Genomic DNA, 14,175 nt, shown 5'->3' with positions numbered 1-14,175 from the left:
AAGGCCGGGGGCGTCGGCAACCCCGCGGGCCGCCGACGCCTCCGGGGAGGGATCCCTTCTCAGTGCGTAGGGAAGCCCAGCTCGATCTGCGACTCGCTCGGGTCGGGCCAGCGGCTGGTGACGACCTTGCGCCGCGTGTAGAAGTTGAAGGACTCCGGGCCGTACATGTGGGTGTCGCCGAAGAGCGAGTCCTTCCAGCCGCCGAAGCTGAACGCGCCGATGGGCACCGGGATCGGGACGTTGATGCCCACCATCCCGACCTCGATGTCGAACTCGTACTCGCGGGCGGTCTTGCCGTCGCGGGTGAAGACCGCGGTGCCGTTGGCGAAGCGGTTGGAGTTGATCAGCTCCACCGCCTGCGCGTAGTCCTGAACGCGCACCACGGCCAGGACGGGGCCAAAGATCTCCTCGTCATAGACCCGCATGCCGGGCTTCACGTGGTCGATGAGCGAGACCCCGATAAAGAATCCCTGGGAGTCAAAGCGCTGCTCGCGGCCATCGACCAGCACCGCGGCGCCCTCCTCGTGGGCCGAGGCGATGAATCCTGCCACGCGGTCCCGCGAGGCGGCGGTGATCAGCGGCCCCATCTCCGAGTCCGGGTCCGTGCCGTCGCCGACCCTCAGGCCGGGGATGCGCTCGGAGATCTTGGCGACGAGCTCGTCGGCGATCGAGCCGACCGCCACCACCACCGAGACGGCCATGCAGCGTTCGCCTGCCGAGCCGTAGGCGCCCGAGATCGCCGCATCCGCGGCGGCGTCAAGGTCCGCGTCGGGCAACACGACCATGTGGTTCTTGGCACCCCCCAGTGCCTGGACCCGCTTGCCGTTGGCCGCGGCGGTGGAATACACGTACTTGGCGATCGGGGTGGAGCCGACGAAGGAGACGCCGGTGATGCCGGGGTTTTCCAGGATCTCGTCAACGGCTTCCTTGTCCCCGTGCACGACGTTGAGGATTCCGGCCGGCAGGCCCGCCTCCTCGAAGACGCCGGCGATCCAGTTCGCGGCCGAGGGGTTGCGCTCGCTGGGCTTGAGGATCACGGCGTTGCCGGCGGCGATGGCGGTGGTGATCATCCACAGCGGGACCATGGCGGGGAAGTTGAACGGGGTGATGCAGGCGACCACGCCCAGGGGCTGGCGGGTCTGGTGCACGTCCACGCCGGTGGCGACCTGTTCGGCGTATTCGCCCTTGAGGTGGTGCATCAGCCCGGTGCAGAAGTCCACGTTCTCCAGGCCGCGGACGATCTCCCCGTCGGCGTCGGAGAGCACCTTGCCGTGCTCGGCGGTGATGATGGCGCCGAGTTCGGCGCGGCGCTCGTCGATGAGCTGGCGGACCTTGAAGAGGATCTGGCTGCGCTTGGCCAGTCCGAGCCGGCGCCAGTCGCGCTGGGCTGCCGCGGCCGTGGTCACCGCGTCGCGCACGGTCTGCGCGCTGGCCAGGGCGACCTGTCCGGTTTGCTCGCCGGTTGCGGGGTTGTAGACGGGGCCGAAGCGTTCGGAATCGGTGACGGACGTGCCGCCGATGCGGTGGCCGATGGTGGTCACGGCCAGCTGTTCAAGGGTCTGCGACATGGTTACTTCTTCTCCTGGGTGTAGCCGGCAACGGTGCCGTCGGGTGAAACGTTCTTGACGATCAGCGAGCAGTCCTTCTCCCCGAGTCCCTCGGCAATCAGCGCATCAAAGTGCTCGCGCGCCAGGGTCGCGGCGGGGAGCTTGACCCCGGTCATCTCCCCGGCGTCCAGGGCCAGGCCCACGTCCTTGCGGGCCAGGTCCACCCGGAAGGTAGCGTCGAAGTTGTTGTTGGCCGCAGCGCTGTCGATGACCCCCGGCACCGGGTACCAGGTCTGCTGCGCCCACGAGCGCCCGGAGGAGACCGAGGCGATCTCCCAGAAGACCCTCGGGTCCAGCCCGAGCTTTTCGGCCAGCTGGGACCCCTCGGCCGAGGCCATCAGGTCGATGAAGAGCATCATGTTGTTGCAGATCTTCGCGGCGATGCCCGCCGTCGCGGCGCCCGCGACGATGGTCTTGCCCGCCATCGGCTCGATGTGCCCGACCGCCTCGGCGGTGTGCTCGGCCAGGCCCCCGACCATGAAGGCCAGGGTTGCCGCGGCGGCTCCGGAGATCCCGCCGGAAACCGGGGCGTCGACGAACTTCAGGCCGCGGGCGTTGGAGCCCTCGTGGCAGAAGCGCGAGGTCTCGATGTCGACCGTCGAGCTGTCCAGCAGCAGGGTGTCGGCACCGGCGTGCGCCCAGATCCCGTTCTCGCCCTCGTACACGGCGCGCACGTGTTCGCCCTTGGGCAGCATGGTGAAGACCGCGTCGGATCCCTGCACCGCCTCGGCGATGCTGCCCGCGATCTCGACGCCGCGTTCCTTGGCCGCGATGCAGGCGTCCGGGTTCAGGTCGTAGCCCTTGACCTGGTGCCCGGCCGCCACGAGATTCGCGGTCATCGGGCCTCCCATGTTTCCGAGTCCGATCCAGCCGTAAACTGCCATGATTCCTCCTGTGCCGTTCCCTGCCCGCTCGGGCCGTGATAGGCACCACACTAGGGGCGAATATCCTCGCGTTCAACGCACATCACGGGCCCACGTTTGCACCATTCATGTGCATCAACGCACAATGAGTGCATGGAACGCAGCATCGACCACCACCACCTCGAATCCCTGATCACCTTTCTCTCGGTGGCGCGCCTGGGCCGCTACACGGCGGCCGCCGACGTGCTGGGCGTCAACCACTCCACGGTGTCGCGCCGCATCGCGGCGCTGGAGAAGGCCATGGGCGGCCGCGTGCTCACGCGCACCCCGGCCGGCTGGGAGGTCACCGACCTGGGGCGGCGCGCCCTGGGCGCGGCCGAGGAGATCGAACGGGCGGTCGCGGGCCTCACCGAGACACGGGCCGGCGGCGAACTCGCCGGCACGGTGCGCATCGGGGTGCCCGACGCCTTTGCCGCGCACTTTGCCACCCCGGCCATGGCCGCGCTGCAACGCCAGCACCCGCGGCTGGCAGTCGAACTCATGAGCGCCACCCAGCGCGCCCGGCAGACCCGCTCGGGCGTCGACCTGGAAGTGGTCGTGGGCAAGCCCCACGTGCACAAGGCCGTGGCGACCGAGCTGCTCACCTACCACCTGGGGCTCTATGCCTCCCGCGAGTACCTTGCCCTGCACGGGGAGCCGCAGGCCATTGCCGAGCTCGTTGCGCACCGGCTGAACTACTACGTGGAATCCGCGCTGACCATCGACGAGCTGGACAGCGCGACCGAATCGCTGCCGCCCATGCCCCGGGGCATCACCTCCACCAGCGTGTTCTCTCACATCGCGGCGACCAAGGCCGCGGCCGGGATCGGGATCCTGCCCGACTTCCTCGCCGACCTCGAGGACGATTTGGTCCGCCTGTTGCCCGGCGACTACGCGCATGCCGCCACATATTGGGTGGTGGGACGCGAGGAGGCGCTGCGCAATCCCGCGGTCCTGGCGGCGGTTGCCGCGATGGCGCAGGCCGCGGCCTAGGGCCCGGGCACGCACCTGCCCGGGGAGGCGGCGATCGCCGCTCCCCCGGGCATGGTTGCATCGCGGCCCCTTCGCCGGTGCGGCTACTTCACGCTGTCGCGTGCGGCGGCCTCGGAAGCCTCGGTGTTGATCACGACCGTCCTGGCCCGGTCGGCCTCGTCGATGTCGTGCAGCGAGATGCCGTTGGTTTCACGCATGGAGTACACGACGGCCAGGGTGATGATCGCGGCGATGCCGATGTAGATGGCCACCGGCACCCACGACCCGTAGATGCTCAGCAGGAAGGTGGCGATGATCGGGGCCATGGAACCGGCCACGATCGAGGTCACCTGGTAGCCCAGCGAGACCCCGGAGTAGCGCATGCGGGTCGGGAACATCTCCGCCATGATGGCCGGCTGCCCGGCGTACATCAGGCCGTGGACCAGCAGGCCGGCCACGACCACCAGCAGGATCACGAAGTCGTTTTGCGTGTTGAACAGCGGGAAGGCAACGAATCCCCACACCAGCATGAGCGAGGCGCCCAGCGCGTACACCGGCCGGCGGCCCAGCTTGTCCGTGTAGCGTCCGATCACCGGAACCACGGCAAAGTGGATCGCGTGCGCCACCAGCATCAGCATCAGGATGGTCGAGGTGTCCATCTTCAATTGCGTCTTCAGGTAGGTGATCGAGAACGTCACCACCATGTAGTAGAGGATGTTCTCGCCCAGCCGCAGCCCCATGGCGGTGAACACGCCGCGCGGGTAGCGGCGGAAGACCTCGGCCACGCCGTAGCCGGCCTCCGCGTTCTGCTCCAGCTCGGCCTTGGCCTCCTGGAAGATCGGCGCGTCGGAAATCCGGGTGCGGACGTAGTAGCCCACGGCCACGATGACCACCGAGAGCCAGAAGCCGATGCGCCAGCCCCAGGCCAGGAACGCCTCCTCGGAAAGGGTTGAGGAGAGCACGAGCAGCACGACGGTGGCGAGCAGGTTGCCTGCCGGCACCGCGGCCTGCGGCCACGATGCCCAGAACCCGCGTTCCTTGTCCGGCGCGTGCTCGGCGACCAGCAGCACCGCCCCGCCCCATTCGCCGCCGACCGCGAAGCCCTGGAAGAAGCGCAGGACCACCAGCAGGATCGGCGCCGCATAGCCAATGGCGTCGAAGGTCGGCAGGCAGCCCATCAGGAAGGTGGTGACGCCCACCAGGATGATGGCAACCTGCAGCAGGTGCTTGCGGCCGTACTTGTCGCCGAAGTGGCCAAAGACGATGCCGCCGATCGGACGGGCAATGAAGCCCACGGCGTAGGTCAGGAACGCCTTGATGATGTTGTCCAGCTCATTGGCGGCCTCGGGGAAGAAGATCTTGTTGAAGACCAGCGTTGCAGCCGTTGCGTACAGGAAGAATTCGTACCATTCCACGACCGTCCCGGCCATCGAGGCGACGACCACGCGCTTAAGTCCCTTGCGCTCCTGGATACTGGCACTGCTGGGGCGAGATGAAGCCACTTCCAACCTCCGAAGGTTCCACGGATGGCACATGGGCAATTGCCGCTTGCCGATCACGCCTCCGAGTATGGCCCAGATCACAGTGAAGTTGGAAGCGGTTGCACCCGGCATGACGTGGCCCGTTTGGGCACATGTGCCGTGCGGCAATGCACAGGGCGTGCGCCGCGGCGAACGGCAGCACCTTCCCTTGCATAGACTGGTCGACGGTCTGACGGAAGGAACACGCGACATGGTTGCGCGCTTGGATACGGTTGTTGTTGGCGGCGGGGCCATGGGCTCGGCCACCGCGTGGGCGCTGGCGACACGCGACCGCGAGGTCACACTGCTGGAGCAGTTCGCCCCCGGCCACACCCTTGGCGCGTCGCACGGGAGCACCCGGAACCTGAACCTCGGGTATGCGGATCCGGTCTACGTGTCCATGCTCGCCGAATCACTCAAGCTCTGGGAACTGCTCGGCGAACAAAGCGGCCAGGCACAGGTGACGCGGACGGGAATCGTCAACCATGGCGCCCCGCGGGAACAGGCCAGGGTGCTGGCGTCCCTGACGGCTGCGGGCATCGCGGCGGAGGGGCTTTCGGCCGCGGAGGCCGGTGAGCGCTGGAACGGCCTTCGGTTCACGGGTCCGGCGCTGCACATGCCCGACGGCGGGCAGCTCAACCCCGACGTGGCCCTGCCGGGCTTCCAGCGGGTGGCAACGCAGCATGGCGCCCGCATCCGCCACGGGGTGCGGGTCATCGAGATGAAGATCGTCGGAGACCAACAAGCCCTCCTGACCCTGGAAACCGCGGAAGGCCGTGAATCCGTGGAGGCCCGCAGCGTCGTAGTCACTGCGGGCGCCTGGACCGGCCACCTGCTCCCCGGATCGGTCCGCCTTCCGGCCCTGCGCGTCACGCAGGAACAACCGGTGCACTTTGCCCGGCGCCGTCAGGAGGATGTTTGGCCCGGCTTCAACCACACCCTGGTTCCGGGCTCCCGGGGCTTTGAAAATGCCTATTCCCCGGTCTATGGAATGCTGACGCCCGGCGAAGGGATCAAGGCGGGCTGGCACGGAACCGGCGCATTGACCCATCCCGACCGGCGGAGCTTCGCCGCCGAGCCGCTCCAGCTCCGCGCCCTGCAGGAATATGCCCGGCAGTGGCTCCCGGGCGTCGACCCGGATTCGTTCACCGAGGTGAGCTGCACCTACACCACCACACCGGACGAGGATTTTGTGCTCGACCGCATCGGACCGCTGGTGATCGGCGCCGGGTTCTCCGGCCACGGGTTCAAGTTCACCCCGGTCATCGGGAGGATCCTGGCCGACCTGGCAGATGGCAGTGGACCTGCACCGGCGAAGTTTGCCGCGCGGCGCACCCTTGCCGTGCCGGCGCGGGGCTCCGGCGTCGCAATGCCCGGGGATTCCGCCTAACGGCTGGCGGCCAGTGCTTCCTGGACCTGGCGCGCGGCCCGCTGCAACGCGGGGAGCACCTCCGCGGCGGCGTCCCGGGCACTGACGTGCGATTGCGGACCCACGCCCATGGACACGTTCATGGCGGCAACCACGCTGCCGTCGGCCGCGAACACCGGGACGGCGACCGAGCGCAGCCCGATCTCCAGTTCCTGGTCGACGATCGCGTAGCCCTGGGCCCGCACCCGGTCCAGTTCCGCGCGCAGCTCTGCGACGGAGCCGATGCCGTGGCCGGTCGGTGCGCTGACGCCCGCGGCCAGCAATTGCTCCAGCACCCCGGGTGCCTGGTAGGCCAGCAGCACCCGGCCCATCGAGGTGTTGGCCGCGGGGAAGCGCGTACCGACGCTGATGCCCACGCGCATGATCGAGCGGGTGTGCACCCGGGCGATGTAGAGGATGTCGCTGCCCTCGAGCACCGAGGCGGAGGCCGATTCATGGACCGTCGAGGAAAGCTCCTCGAGGACGGGTTCCATCAGCTGCGGCAGCGTGGCGCTGGAGAGGTAGGAGTAGCCCAGCTGCAGGACCTTGGAGGTGAGCTCGAAGAACTTCCCGTCCCCGCGCACGTAGCCCAGTTCCTGCAGGGTGAGCAGGAAGCGGCGGGCCGTGGCCCGGGAGAGGTTGGTGCGCTTGGCGACGTCGCTCAGGGTCATCGAGGGGTGCTCGGCGTCGAAGGCGCAGATGACATCCAGGCCGCGGGCCAGCGACTGGACCGAGGTGGAGCCGCCCGCTGCGGCGGTTCCTGCATCCTGGCTCATGGCGTGGGGCTCCTGTGTGTTCATCGGATGTGGACGCCCAAAAACTCATGGACGGGGAAAGCGAAAGAATGGGGGCAATCCTTCGACGGCCCCCATTCTTTCAGACTTGCCGGCTATGCCTTGATCAGGTCCACCGGGATCTTGGCGTCGAGTTCCTCGAAGCTGATGCCGTGGGTCGAGCGAACCGTCACCCCGGAGTCGTCGATGACGAAGATCGCGGACTCGGTGTAGATGCGCGAGACGCAGCCCAGTCCGGTGACCGGGTAGGTGAGCGCCTCGACCAGCTTGGACTCGCCGGTCTTGGTGAACAGGCCCATCATGACCCAGGTCTGCTTCGCGCCGATGGCCAGGTCCATGGCACCGCCGACGGCCGGGATCGCGCCCGGTGCCCCGGTGTGCCAGTTGGCCAGGTCGCCGCCGCCGGAGACCTGGAAGGCACCCAGGACGCAGACGTCCAGGTGGCCGCCGCGCATCATCGCGAACGAGTCTGCGTGGTGGAAGTAGCTGGCGCCGGGCAGCTCGGTGACAGGGATCTTGCCGGCGTTGATCAGGTCCTCGTCGATGTCATCGCCGGTGGCGACAGGGCCCATGCCCAGCATGCCGTTCTCGGTGTGCAGGGTGACGCCCTGCTCCGAGGTGAGGAAGTTGGACACGTTGGTCGGCTGCCCGATGCCCAGGTTCACGAAGGCGCCGGCCGGGATGTCGGCGGCGACCAGCTTGGCCATCTCGTCGCGGGTCAGCGCGGCCTCGGTGGAGGTGTATTCGCTCATTACTTGGTGCCTCCAATGGTGACGAGGGTGTCGACGAAGATGCCGGGGGTGACGACGTTTTCCGGATCCAGCGCACCGGCGGAAACGATCTCGGAAACCTGCACGATGGACTTCTTCGCGGCGGTGGCCATGATGGGTCCGAAGTTGCGGGCGGTCTTGCGGTAGACCAGGTTGCCCAGGGTGTCGGCGCGCAGCGCCTTGATGATGGCGAAGTCGGCGCTGATCGGGGTCTCGAGCACGTAGCCCTTGCCGTCGATCACGCGGGTTTCCTTGCCCTCGGCGAGCATGGTGCCGTAGCCGGTGGGCGTGAAGAAGCCGCCGATGCCGGCGCCGGCGGCGCGGATGCGCTCGGCGAGGTTGCCCTGCGGGACGAGCTCGAGCTCGATTTCCCCGGCACGGTAGGCCTCATCGAAGTGCCAGGAGTCGGACTGCCGCGGGAAGGAGCAGATGACCTTCTTGACGCGACGTTCCTTGATGAGCAGGGCCAGGCCGGCGTCGGCCTGCCCGGCGTTGTTGTTCACGACGGTCAGGTCCGTGGCGCCGCAGTCCATCAGGGCGTCGATGAGTTCCATCGGCTGGCCGGCGTTGCCGAACCCTCCGATGAGCACGGTGGCGCCGGTCTGGATGCCGGAAACGGCGTCCGCGGCGGAGGTGGCAATACGTGGTGCCATAGGTTGTTCTCTCCTAAATCTGTTCGGTCAGGGGATGGGGGCTCGATTCCCCCGAGGGTGCTTAGGCGGTGGCGTTCGGGTTTTCCAGCACGACTGCCAGGCCCTGGCCGACGCCGATGCAGATCGCGGCAACGCCCCAGCGCTGGTTGTTCTCCTGCAGGCGGCGCGCCAGGGTGCCCAGGATGCGCAGGCCGGAGGCACCCAGCGGGTGGCCGATGGACAGCGCGCCGCCCCAGGCGTTGACGATTGACGCGTCGATGTCCCAGGCGCGGACGCAGGCCAGCGACTGGGCGGCGAAGGCCTCGTTCAGCTCGACGGCGGCGACGTCCGACCAGGAGATGCCTGCCTTGGCCAGCGCCTTGTTGGCGGCCTCGACCGGGGCGAAGCCGAAGTACTGCGGGTCAAGGGCGGAGGACGCGCGGCCGGCGATGCGGGCCAGCGGCGCCGCTCCCAGCAGCTCGCCGCCGCGCTCGGAGCCGATGAAGGCGGCGGAGGCGCCGTCGTTCATCGGCGAGGCGTTGCCGGCGGTGACTGTTCCGGTGGCTGCGTCGCGGAAGACGGTGCGCAGTCCGGCGAGGGTCTCGGCGGTGGTGCCGGGGCGGATGGTTTCATCCATGGTCACCTCGGTGCCGCGCTTGTTGGCCGGCGGCACGGAGACCACGAGGTTCTCGTACTTGCCGTTGGCCCAGGCCTCGGCCGCCAGCTTGTGCGAAAGTGCGGCGAATTCGTCTTGGTCTTCGCGGGTGACCTCATACTTTTCACGCAGCTGCTCGGTGGCCTCGCCCAGGGACACTGTCCATTCCTTGGGCATGGCCGGGTTTACCAGGCGCCAGCCCAAGGTGGTGTTTGCAAGTTCGAGGTTGGCCATCGGGAAGGGGCGCTCGGTCTTGGGCAGCACCCACGGGGCGCGGCTCATGGATTCGACCCCGCCGACCAGGACCAGGTCCGCGTCCTCGGTGTTGACCTGTCGGGAGGCGGCGATGGCGGCGTCCAGCGAGGAGCCGCAGAGGCGGTTCATGGTGGTGCCGGGCAGAGAGGTGGGCAGGCCCGCGAGCAGGGTGGCCATGCGGGCCACGTTGCGGTTTTCCTCGCCGGCGCCGTTGGCGTTGCCGAAGATCGATTCGTCGATGGAAGCCGGATCCAGCTGCGGTGCCCGGGCGACGAGTTCGCGGACCACGTGCGCGGCCAGGTCGTCGGGGCGGTGGGAGGAAAGGCTTCCGCCGATCTTGCCGAAGGGGGTGCGGATCGCGTCGTAGAGGTACGCCTGCTTCATGGTGTGGGTCCTGGCTTCCTGGTCAATTTGTTCGCATCGCGAACGCTTGTTCACTAAATGAACTTTATCACCGAGAGGGTCGGCCATCAAGGGATCGAGCCACATTGCCTGCGCCGCCCCACATGGCCGGGGACTTCCCGCTACCTGCCAAACTCCCTGCTCAGCGCGCTCGGCGGGAGCGTGGACGGGCCTTGGAGGTCGATGCGCCGGGCACCGCAACCGGCGCCGCAACGCACATACAGCACCCGCCCGTCGGAGGTGTCGTGTGCGGAATCGACCAGCCATGCGTGTTCGTGGGCAGGGACCTGGCGGGTGGCTTCAAGGGTTTGGGCGGCATCCATAGGCATCATGCTGTCCAGCATGCTGTAATGTCCTTATGCACCTCAACCCTTACGGCGAATATGCGGTCCTGCTCGCGGCCTCGCTGGCCAACGACCCGCCAGTCAACCGGGACGGCATCATCGACCGGGCGCGCAAGTTCGGCATGACCATGGACTTCACCCCGGCACCCGATGACTTTGAGCTCACCCGCGGCGTCGTCGAGGACTGGCTGCGCGTGGTGGATGCCACCGACCCCGGCCGGCGGGCGACCCTGCTCAACGAGCAGATGGCGGCCGCCGCCGCCTACCCCCGGCTGGTGGACCACAACAACGAGGGCTGGCACCTGCACTACCGCGATCCGAACCAGGTCCTTCCCCGTGTGCTGCGGGCGGTCATCGGCGTCGGCACGGCACTGCACCTTTCGACCCGCGGCATGCACCGCATGGGGCGCTGCGCCGCCGGGGAGGATCCCGGGGATCCGTGCACCCGGGTGGTCATCGACGTCACCCGCAACGGCCGCCAGCGCTACTGCTCGGTGCGCTGCGCCAACCGGGCTGCCGTGCGCCGGCACCGGGCCCGCGCCGGGTCGGGTGCCGCGGCGGCCCGGAACGGCTGAGTCCCCCGCGGCGTCCCGCTACTCCCGGCCCTTGCCTTCCTCCTCGTCGGCAGCCGCGTCCACCTGCGGGATCATGCCGGTGGCCGGGCGCGGGGGCGTGAGCATCGAGGCATAGTCGTGCTCGGAGGAGTACTGCAGGAACGACAGGTGCGCCTCGTAGCGGTCCAGCACGTCGTTGATGACCTGCTCCTTGCTCAGGCCCATCAGGTCGTAGCCCTCGGTGCCGGTCTGGGTGAAGACCTCGAGGCGGTAATACACGTCGACCTCGCGGGACATGGTGCGGGCACCGAACGCGGGCACCGGGGCCTCGACCGCTGCCACCTGGTAGTGGAAATTGCGGTGGTCGTGCATGTGGACCACCAGGGTGTGCTCGTCGATGTGCGTCTTGGCATTGGGCGTGCTGCTCAGCACGGCGTCGTAGCCCAGCTCCCTGAACTCGTCCTTCACGTCCACCAGGGCCGGATGGATGGTCCTTTCCACAAACTGGGCCACCGCCTTGTTGGACGGATAGGCGCGCAATTGTCCCAGACGTTGGCGCCACGATTTCTCCGGCGCGGCGCCACCGTGCGCCGCCGTCGCGCGGCGGCGCATCACGTGGCCCTCGCGCTCGGCCCGCTCCATCCGCAGGACCTTGGAGAAGGACGCCATGACCAGGTAGGCGATGATCGTCACCGGCAGCGCGAAGATCAGCGTCGCGTGCTCCATGGTCGTCACCCCGCCGGCAATCAGCATCGCCACGGTCAGCACAGCGGTGACCAGGGCCCAGAAGATGCGCAGCCACTTGGCCCCGTCCTGCGAGGGGTCCGGGATGGAGGAAGAGAAGTTGGACATGACCATCGCGCCGGAGTTGGCGCTGGTCAAGTAGAAGAGCAGGCCCGAGAGCGTGGCCAGGCCGATCAGGAACGGGGCGCCGGGGAACATCTCCAGCAACGCGTACCAGCCGTGTTCGGGACTGGAGATCGCTTGCTCGGCGAACTCCCGGTTGCCGCCCAGGACCTCGTTCATGGCGCTGTTGCCGAAGATCGAGACGATGAAGAAGTCGCAGAGCACCGGGGCGGTGATCGCGGCAATGACGAACTCGCGCAGCGTGCGGCCGCGCGAGATGCGGGCCAGGAAGAGCCCCACGAACGGGCCCCAGGCCAGCCAGAATGCCCAGAAGAAGAGGGTCCAGCTGCCCATCCACTCGGCCCCGCCGTCCTCGTAGGCGAAGGTCTGCAGGGTGCGTTCGGGCAGGGTGAAGATGAAACGCCCGATGTTCTCCACCAGGGCGGTGAGCAGGAAGGAGGTCTTGCCGGTGACCAGAATGTAGAGCATCATGGCCGCGGCCGACCAGAGGTTCAGCTCGGAGACCAGCCGGATGCCCTTGTCCACCCCGGAGGTGCAGGCGGCGATGGTCATGATGACCGCCACCAGCACCAGGGCGATCTGCAGGGCCAGGCCCTCGGGCAGGCCGAAGAGCCAGGAGAAGCCGACGTTCAGCAGCACCACGCCGATGCCCATCGAGGTTGCCACGCCGAACACGGTGCCGACCAGCGCGAAGATGTCGATGACGTCGCCTGTCACCCCGCGCACGCGCTTGCCCAGCAACGGGTAGAGGGCCGCGCGGATCGACAGCGGCATGCCCCAGCGGTAGGCGAAGTAGCCCATCGCCATGCCCAACAGCGCATACATGGACCAGCCGGCGATGCCGTAGTGGAACATCGTCCACACCACCGCATCCTGCGCCGCGGCGGCGGACTCGGGGTCGACCGAGGGCGGGGTGATGAACTGGGTGATGGGCCCGGTCACCGAGTAGAAGAGCATGTCGATGCCCACGCCCGCGGCGAAGAGCATCGCGACCCAGGTGAAGAGGTTGTATTGCGGCCGCGAGTGGTCCGGGCCCAGCCGGACGCTGCCCTCCTTGGAGAAGGCCACCCAAAGCACGAACAACACCACCAGGGTGACGGTGACGACGTAGAACCAGCCCAGGTTGATGGAGATCCAGGAGACCATCGAACGCATGGTGGCCGCGGCGTTGTCCGGGACGACGATGGCCCAGATGGAGAAGGCAAGGATGACGCCGGCGGAGATGAGGAAGACGCGCCAGTTGACCTTCGGGCCGGGATGCTCGACGAGCTCGGAGGGCCCCTTGCTCAGCTCGGTGCTGGTCATCGGGGCACGGAATTCCTCGGCCACCGGGTCCTTGCGCCGTTCGCTGACGCCGAAGCGGCTCCGCTCCGGCATGGACTCGGGACGTTCGGGCAATTGCCTCGGTCCGTCTTCTGGCTCAGCCACGTGGTTCTCCTTTGATCTGTGGACCAGGTGTCGCCACATGTCCGCCCACGAATTGAGGAACCGCTAGTCAAACGGTAGGAAGCGGGACCGGATGGACCTGTTGCACCTGATTGCCTGCTGTGCTCATCGTAGGCATTGTCCGCCGGAATCCGGAACATTGGCCGCGGTTATCTTAATCTCCACGCGGTACCGCCACGGGTCCGCTTTTCTGCGGCCAACGGTCCATTCCAACTGTTCTACAGTGGTTTCATGGCCAATTCGCCGAGCGGGGACTCGATGCTGGACCGCCTCGTGCGGATCCTTGATGCCTTTGACGCGCAAAACCCCACGTTGACCGTCAATGCACTGGCCCGCCGGGCCGACGTGCCCCGGGCAACCACCTACCGCTTGCTGGAGAACCTGGTGTCCCACGGACTGTTGGCACGCGATTCCGACGGGCAGGTGCGTCTCGGGCTGCGGTTGTGGGAACTGGCCAACCGCAGCGCCTCCACGCTGAACCTGCGCCAGGCCGCGCTGCCCTTCATGGAAGACATCAACCAGCTGGTGGGGCAAAACACCCAGCTCGCCGTGCTGCACGAGGACGACGTGCTGGTCATCGAGCGGCTCTCCCGCCCCGGTTCGGTGGTCAACCAGGCCAACGTGGCCGGACGCATGCCGGTGCACCTGACCTCCATGGGCATGGCACTGCTCGCGCACTCCCCCGCCAATGTGCTGGAAGGGTATTTGGAACGCCACGGGGACACCATGCATGGCCAGCACCCCAGGCTGCGGCATGAACTGGCCGAAATCCGGCGCACCGGATACGCGACCTTCGACGGGTTCATCGACACCGACACCACCGGTGCGGCGGTTCCGATCCTCGACGACCGCGGCCACGCCCTGGCGGTGCTGGCCGTGGTGGTCCCCCTCGGGTCCGACCTGCTGCCGGCGGCGGTCATGGCGTTGCAGACCGCGGCACGCGGCATTTCGCGCGCGCTCGGCCCTGCCACGGAAAACTGACGCGCAGGCAGCGCACCCGGGAGTCCATGAACTTGGCCGAACGACGGCGCTCAACGGCCGTAGGGC

13 protein-coding genes are annotated in these 14,175 nt (G+C 67.8%); 4 read left to right on the top strand and 9 right to left on the bottom strand.

Annotated features, from left to right (window positions below):
* Positions 1-59 precede the first annotated feature (59 nt).
* Together AC6CHY_RS17880 and mmsB are read right to left on the bottom strand one after the other, a co-directional pair.
* Positions 60-1,568, bottom strand: coding sequence for a CoA-acylating methylmalonate-semialdehyde dehydrogenase (locus tag AC6CHY_RS17880; protein ID WP_498227641.1), 1,509 nt, complete (start codon positions 1,566-1,568; stop codon positions 60-62).
* A gap of 2 nt (positions 1,569-1,570) precedes the next feature.
* Positions 1,571-2,491 carry a 3-hydroxyisobutyrate dehydrogenase gene (gene mmsB, locus AC6CHY_RS17875; RefSeq protein ID WP_498227639.1) on the bottom strand — a complete coding sequence of 307 codons (921 nt, stop codon included), beginning with the start codon at positions 2,489-2,491 and terminating at the stop codon, positions 1,571-1,573.
* 132 nt (positions 2,492-2,623) lie between these two features.
* On the opposite strand from mmsB, the gene AC6CHY_RS17870 reads away from it, so the two are divergent.
* Positions 2,624-3,502, top strand: coding sequence for a LysR family transcriptional regulator (locus tag AC6CHY_RS17870; RefSeq protein WP_498227637.1), 879 nt, complete (start codon positions 2,624-2,626; stop codon positions 3,500-3,502).
* 83 nt (positions 3,503-3,585) lie between these two features.
* Here AC6CHY_RS17870 and AC6CHY_RS17865 read toward each other — a convergent pair whose 3' ends face one another.
* A complete protein-coding gene (locus tag AC6CHY_RS17865) occupies positions 3,586-5,016 on the bottom strand; it encodes an MFS transporter (protein WP_217387649.1) in 1,431 nt (476 codons plus the stop codon).
* Positions 5,017-5,212: 196 nt separating this feature from the next.
* Between AC6CHY_RS17865 and AC6CHY_RS17860 the strand changes: the two genes are divergently transcribed.
* Complete coding sequence (locus tag AC6CHY_RS17860; RefSeq protein ID WP_498227635.1) at positions 5,213-6,391, top strand: FAD-dependent oxidoreductase; 1,179 nt, start codon at positions 5,213-5,215, stop codon at positions 6,389-6,391.
* Here AC6CHY_RS17860 and AC6CHY_RS17855 read toward each other — a convergent pair.
* The 5 genes from AC6CHY_RS17855 to AC6CHY_RS17835 all read right to left on the bottom strand — a co-directional run bounded on the left by AC6CHY_RS17855 (position 6,388) and on the right by AC6CHY_RS17835 (position 10,261).
* Positions 6,388-7,185, bottom strand: coding sequence for an IclR family transcriptional regulator domain-containing protein (locus AC6CHY_RS17855; protein ID WP_498227633.1), 798 nt, complete (start codon positions 7,183-7,185; stop codon positions 6,388-6,390). The genes AC6CHY_RS17860 and AC6CHY_RS17855 overlap by 4 nt on opposite strands.
* Positions 7,186-7,298: 113 nt before the next feature.
* Entirely contained in the window at positions 7,299-7,955 is a 657-nt protein-coding gene (locus tag AC6CHY_RS17850) for a 3-oxoacid CoA-transferase subunit B (protein ID WP_498227631.1), read from the bottom strand.
* Positions 7,955-8,626 carry a 3-oxoacid CoA-transferase subunit A gene (locus AC6CHY_RS17845; protein WP_498227629.1) on the bottom strand — a complete coding sequence of 224 codons (672 nt, stop codon included), beginning with the start codon at positions 8,624-8,626 and terminating at the stop codon, positions 7,955-7,957. The genes AC6CHY_RS17850 and AC6CHY_RS17845 overlap by 1 nt, the downstream gene beginning before the upstream one ends.
* 61 nt (positions 8,627-8,687) lie before the next feature.
* Positions 8,688-9,899, bottom strand: a complete 1,212-nt coding sequence (locus AC6CHY_RS17840) for a thiolase family protein (protein WP_498227627.1) — start codon at positions 9,897-9,899, stop codon at positions 8,688-8,690.
* 140 nt (positions 9,900-10,039) lie between these two features.
* A complete protein-coding gene (locus AC6CHY_RS17835; RefSeq protein ID WP_498227626.1) occupies positions 10,040-10,261 on the bottom strand; it encodes a hypothetical protein in 222 nt (73 codons plus the stop codon).
* A gap of 14 nt (positions 10,262-10,275) precedes the next feature.
* On the opposite strand from AC6CHY_RS17835, the gene AC6CHY_RS17830 reads away from it, so the two are divergent.
* Positions 10,276-10,836, top strand: a complete 561-nt coding sequence (locus AC6CHY_RS17830; protein WP_498227624.1) for a CGNR zinc finger domain-containing protein — start codon at positions 10,276-10,278, stop codon at positions 10,834-10,836.
* A gap of 18 nt (positions 10,837-10,854) precedes the next feature.
* Here the strand turns inward: AC6CHY_RS17830 and betT are convergent, their stop codons facing one another.
* A complete protein-coding gene (gene betT, locus AC6CHY_RS17825; RefSeq protein ID WP_498227643.1) occupies positions 10,855-13,059 on the bottom strand; it encodes a choline BCCT transporter BetT in 2,205 nt (734 codons plus the stop codon).
* Positions 13,060-13,359: 300 nt separating this feature from the next.
* Between betT and AC6CHY_RS17820 the strand changes: the two genes are divergently transcribed.
* Entirely contained in the window at positions 13,360-14,109 is a 750-nt protein-coding gene (locus AC6CHY_RS17820; protein ID WP_498227622.1) for an IclR family transcriptional regulator, read from the top strand.
* Positions 14,110-14,175 lie beyond the last annotated feature (66 nt).

The organism is Paeniglutamicibacter sp. GQ140, from assembly GCF_059759235.1.
This window is presented reverse-complemented; position numbering and strand designations above follow the sequence as displayed.

Excerpts from the sequence above, each read along its gene's own strand:
- betT (WP_498227643.1), bottom strand. The coding sequence starts at position 13,059 with ATGCCGGAGCGGAGCCGCTTCGGCGTCAGCGAACGGCGCAAGGACCCG.
- AC6CHY_RS17865 (WP_217387649.1), bottom strand. The coding sequence starts at position 5,016 with ATGTGCCATCCGTGGAACCTTCGGAGGTTGGAAGTGGCTTCATCTCGC.
- AC6CHY_RS17850 (WP_498227631.1), bottom strand. The coding sequence starts at position 7,955 with ATGAGCGAATACACCTCCACCGAGGCCGCGCTGACCCGCGACGAGATG.
- AC6CHY_RS17880 (WP_498227641.1), bottom strand. The coding sequence starts at position 1,568 with ATGTCGCAGACCCTTGAACAGCTGGCCGTGACCACCATCGGCCACCGC.
- mmsB (WP_498227639.1), bottom strand. The coding sequence starts at position 2,491 with ATGGCAGTTTACGGCTGGATCGGACTCGGAAACATGGGAGGCCCGATG.
- AC6CHY_RS17820 (WP_498227622.1), top strand. The coding sequence starts at position 13,360 with ATGGCCAATTCGCCGAGCGGGGACTCGATGCTGGACCGCCTCGTGCGG.
- AC6CHY_RS17860 (WP_498227635.1), top strand. The coding sequence starts at position 5,213 with ATGGTTGCGCGCTTGGATACGGTTGTTGTTGGCGGCGGGGCCATGGGC.
- AC6CHY_RS17835 (WP_498227626.1), bottom strand. The coding sequence starts at position 10,261 with ATGCTGGACAGCATGATGCCTATGGATGCCGCCCAAACCCTTGAAGCC.
- AC6CHY_RS17830 (WP_498227624.1), top strand. The coding sequence starts at position 10,276 with ATGCACCTCAACCCTTACGGCGAATATGCGGTCCTGCTCGCGGCCTCG.
- AC6CHY_RS17840 (WP_498227627.1), bottom strand. The coding sequence starts at position 9,899 with ATGAAGCAGGCGTACCTCTACGACGCGATCCGCACCCCCTTCGGCAAG.
- AC6CHY_RS17855 (WP_498227633.1), bottom strand. The coding sequence starts at position 7,185 with ATGAGCCAGGATGCAGGAACCGCCGCAGCGGGCGGCTCCACCTCGGTC.
- AC6CHY_RS17870 (WP_498227637.1), top strand. The coding sequence starts at position 2,624 with ATGGAACGCAGCATCGACCACCACCACCTCGAATCCCTGATCACCTTT.
- AC6CHY_RS17845 (WP_498227629.1), bottom strand. The coding sequence starts at position 8,626 with ATGGCACCACGTATTGCCACCTCCGCCGCGGACGCCGTTTCCGGCATC.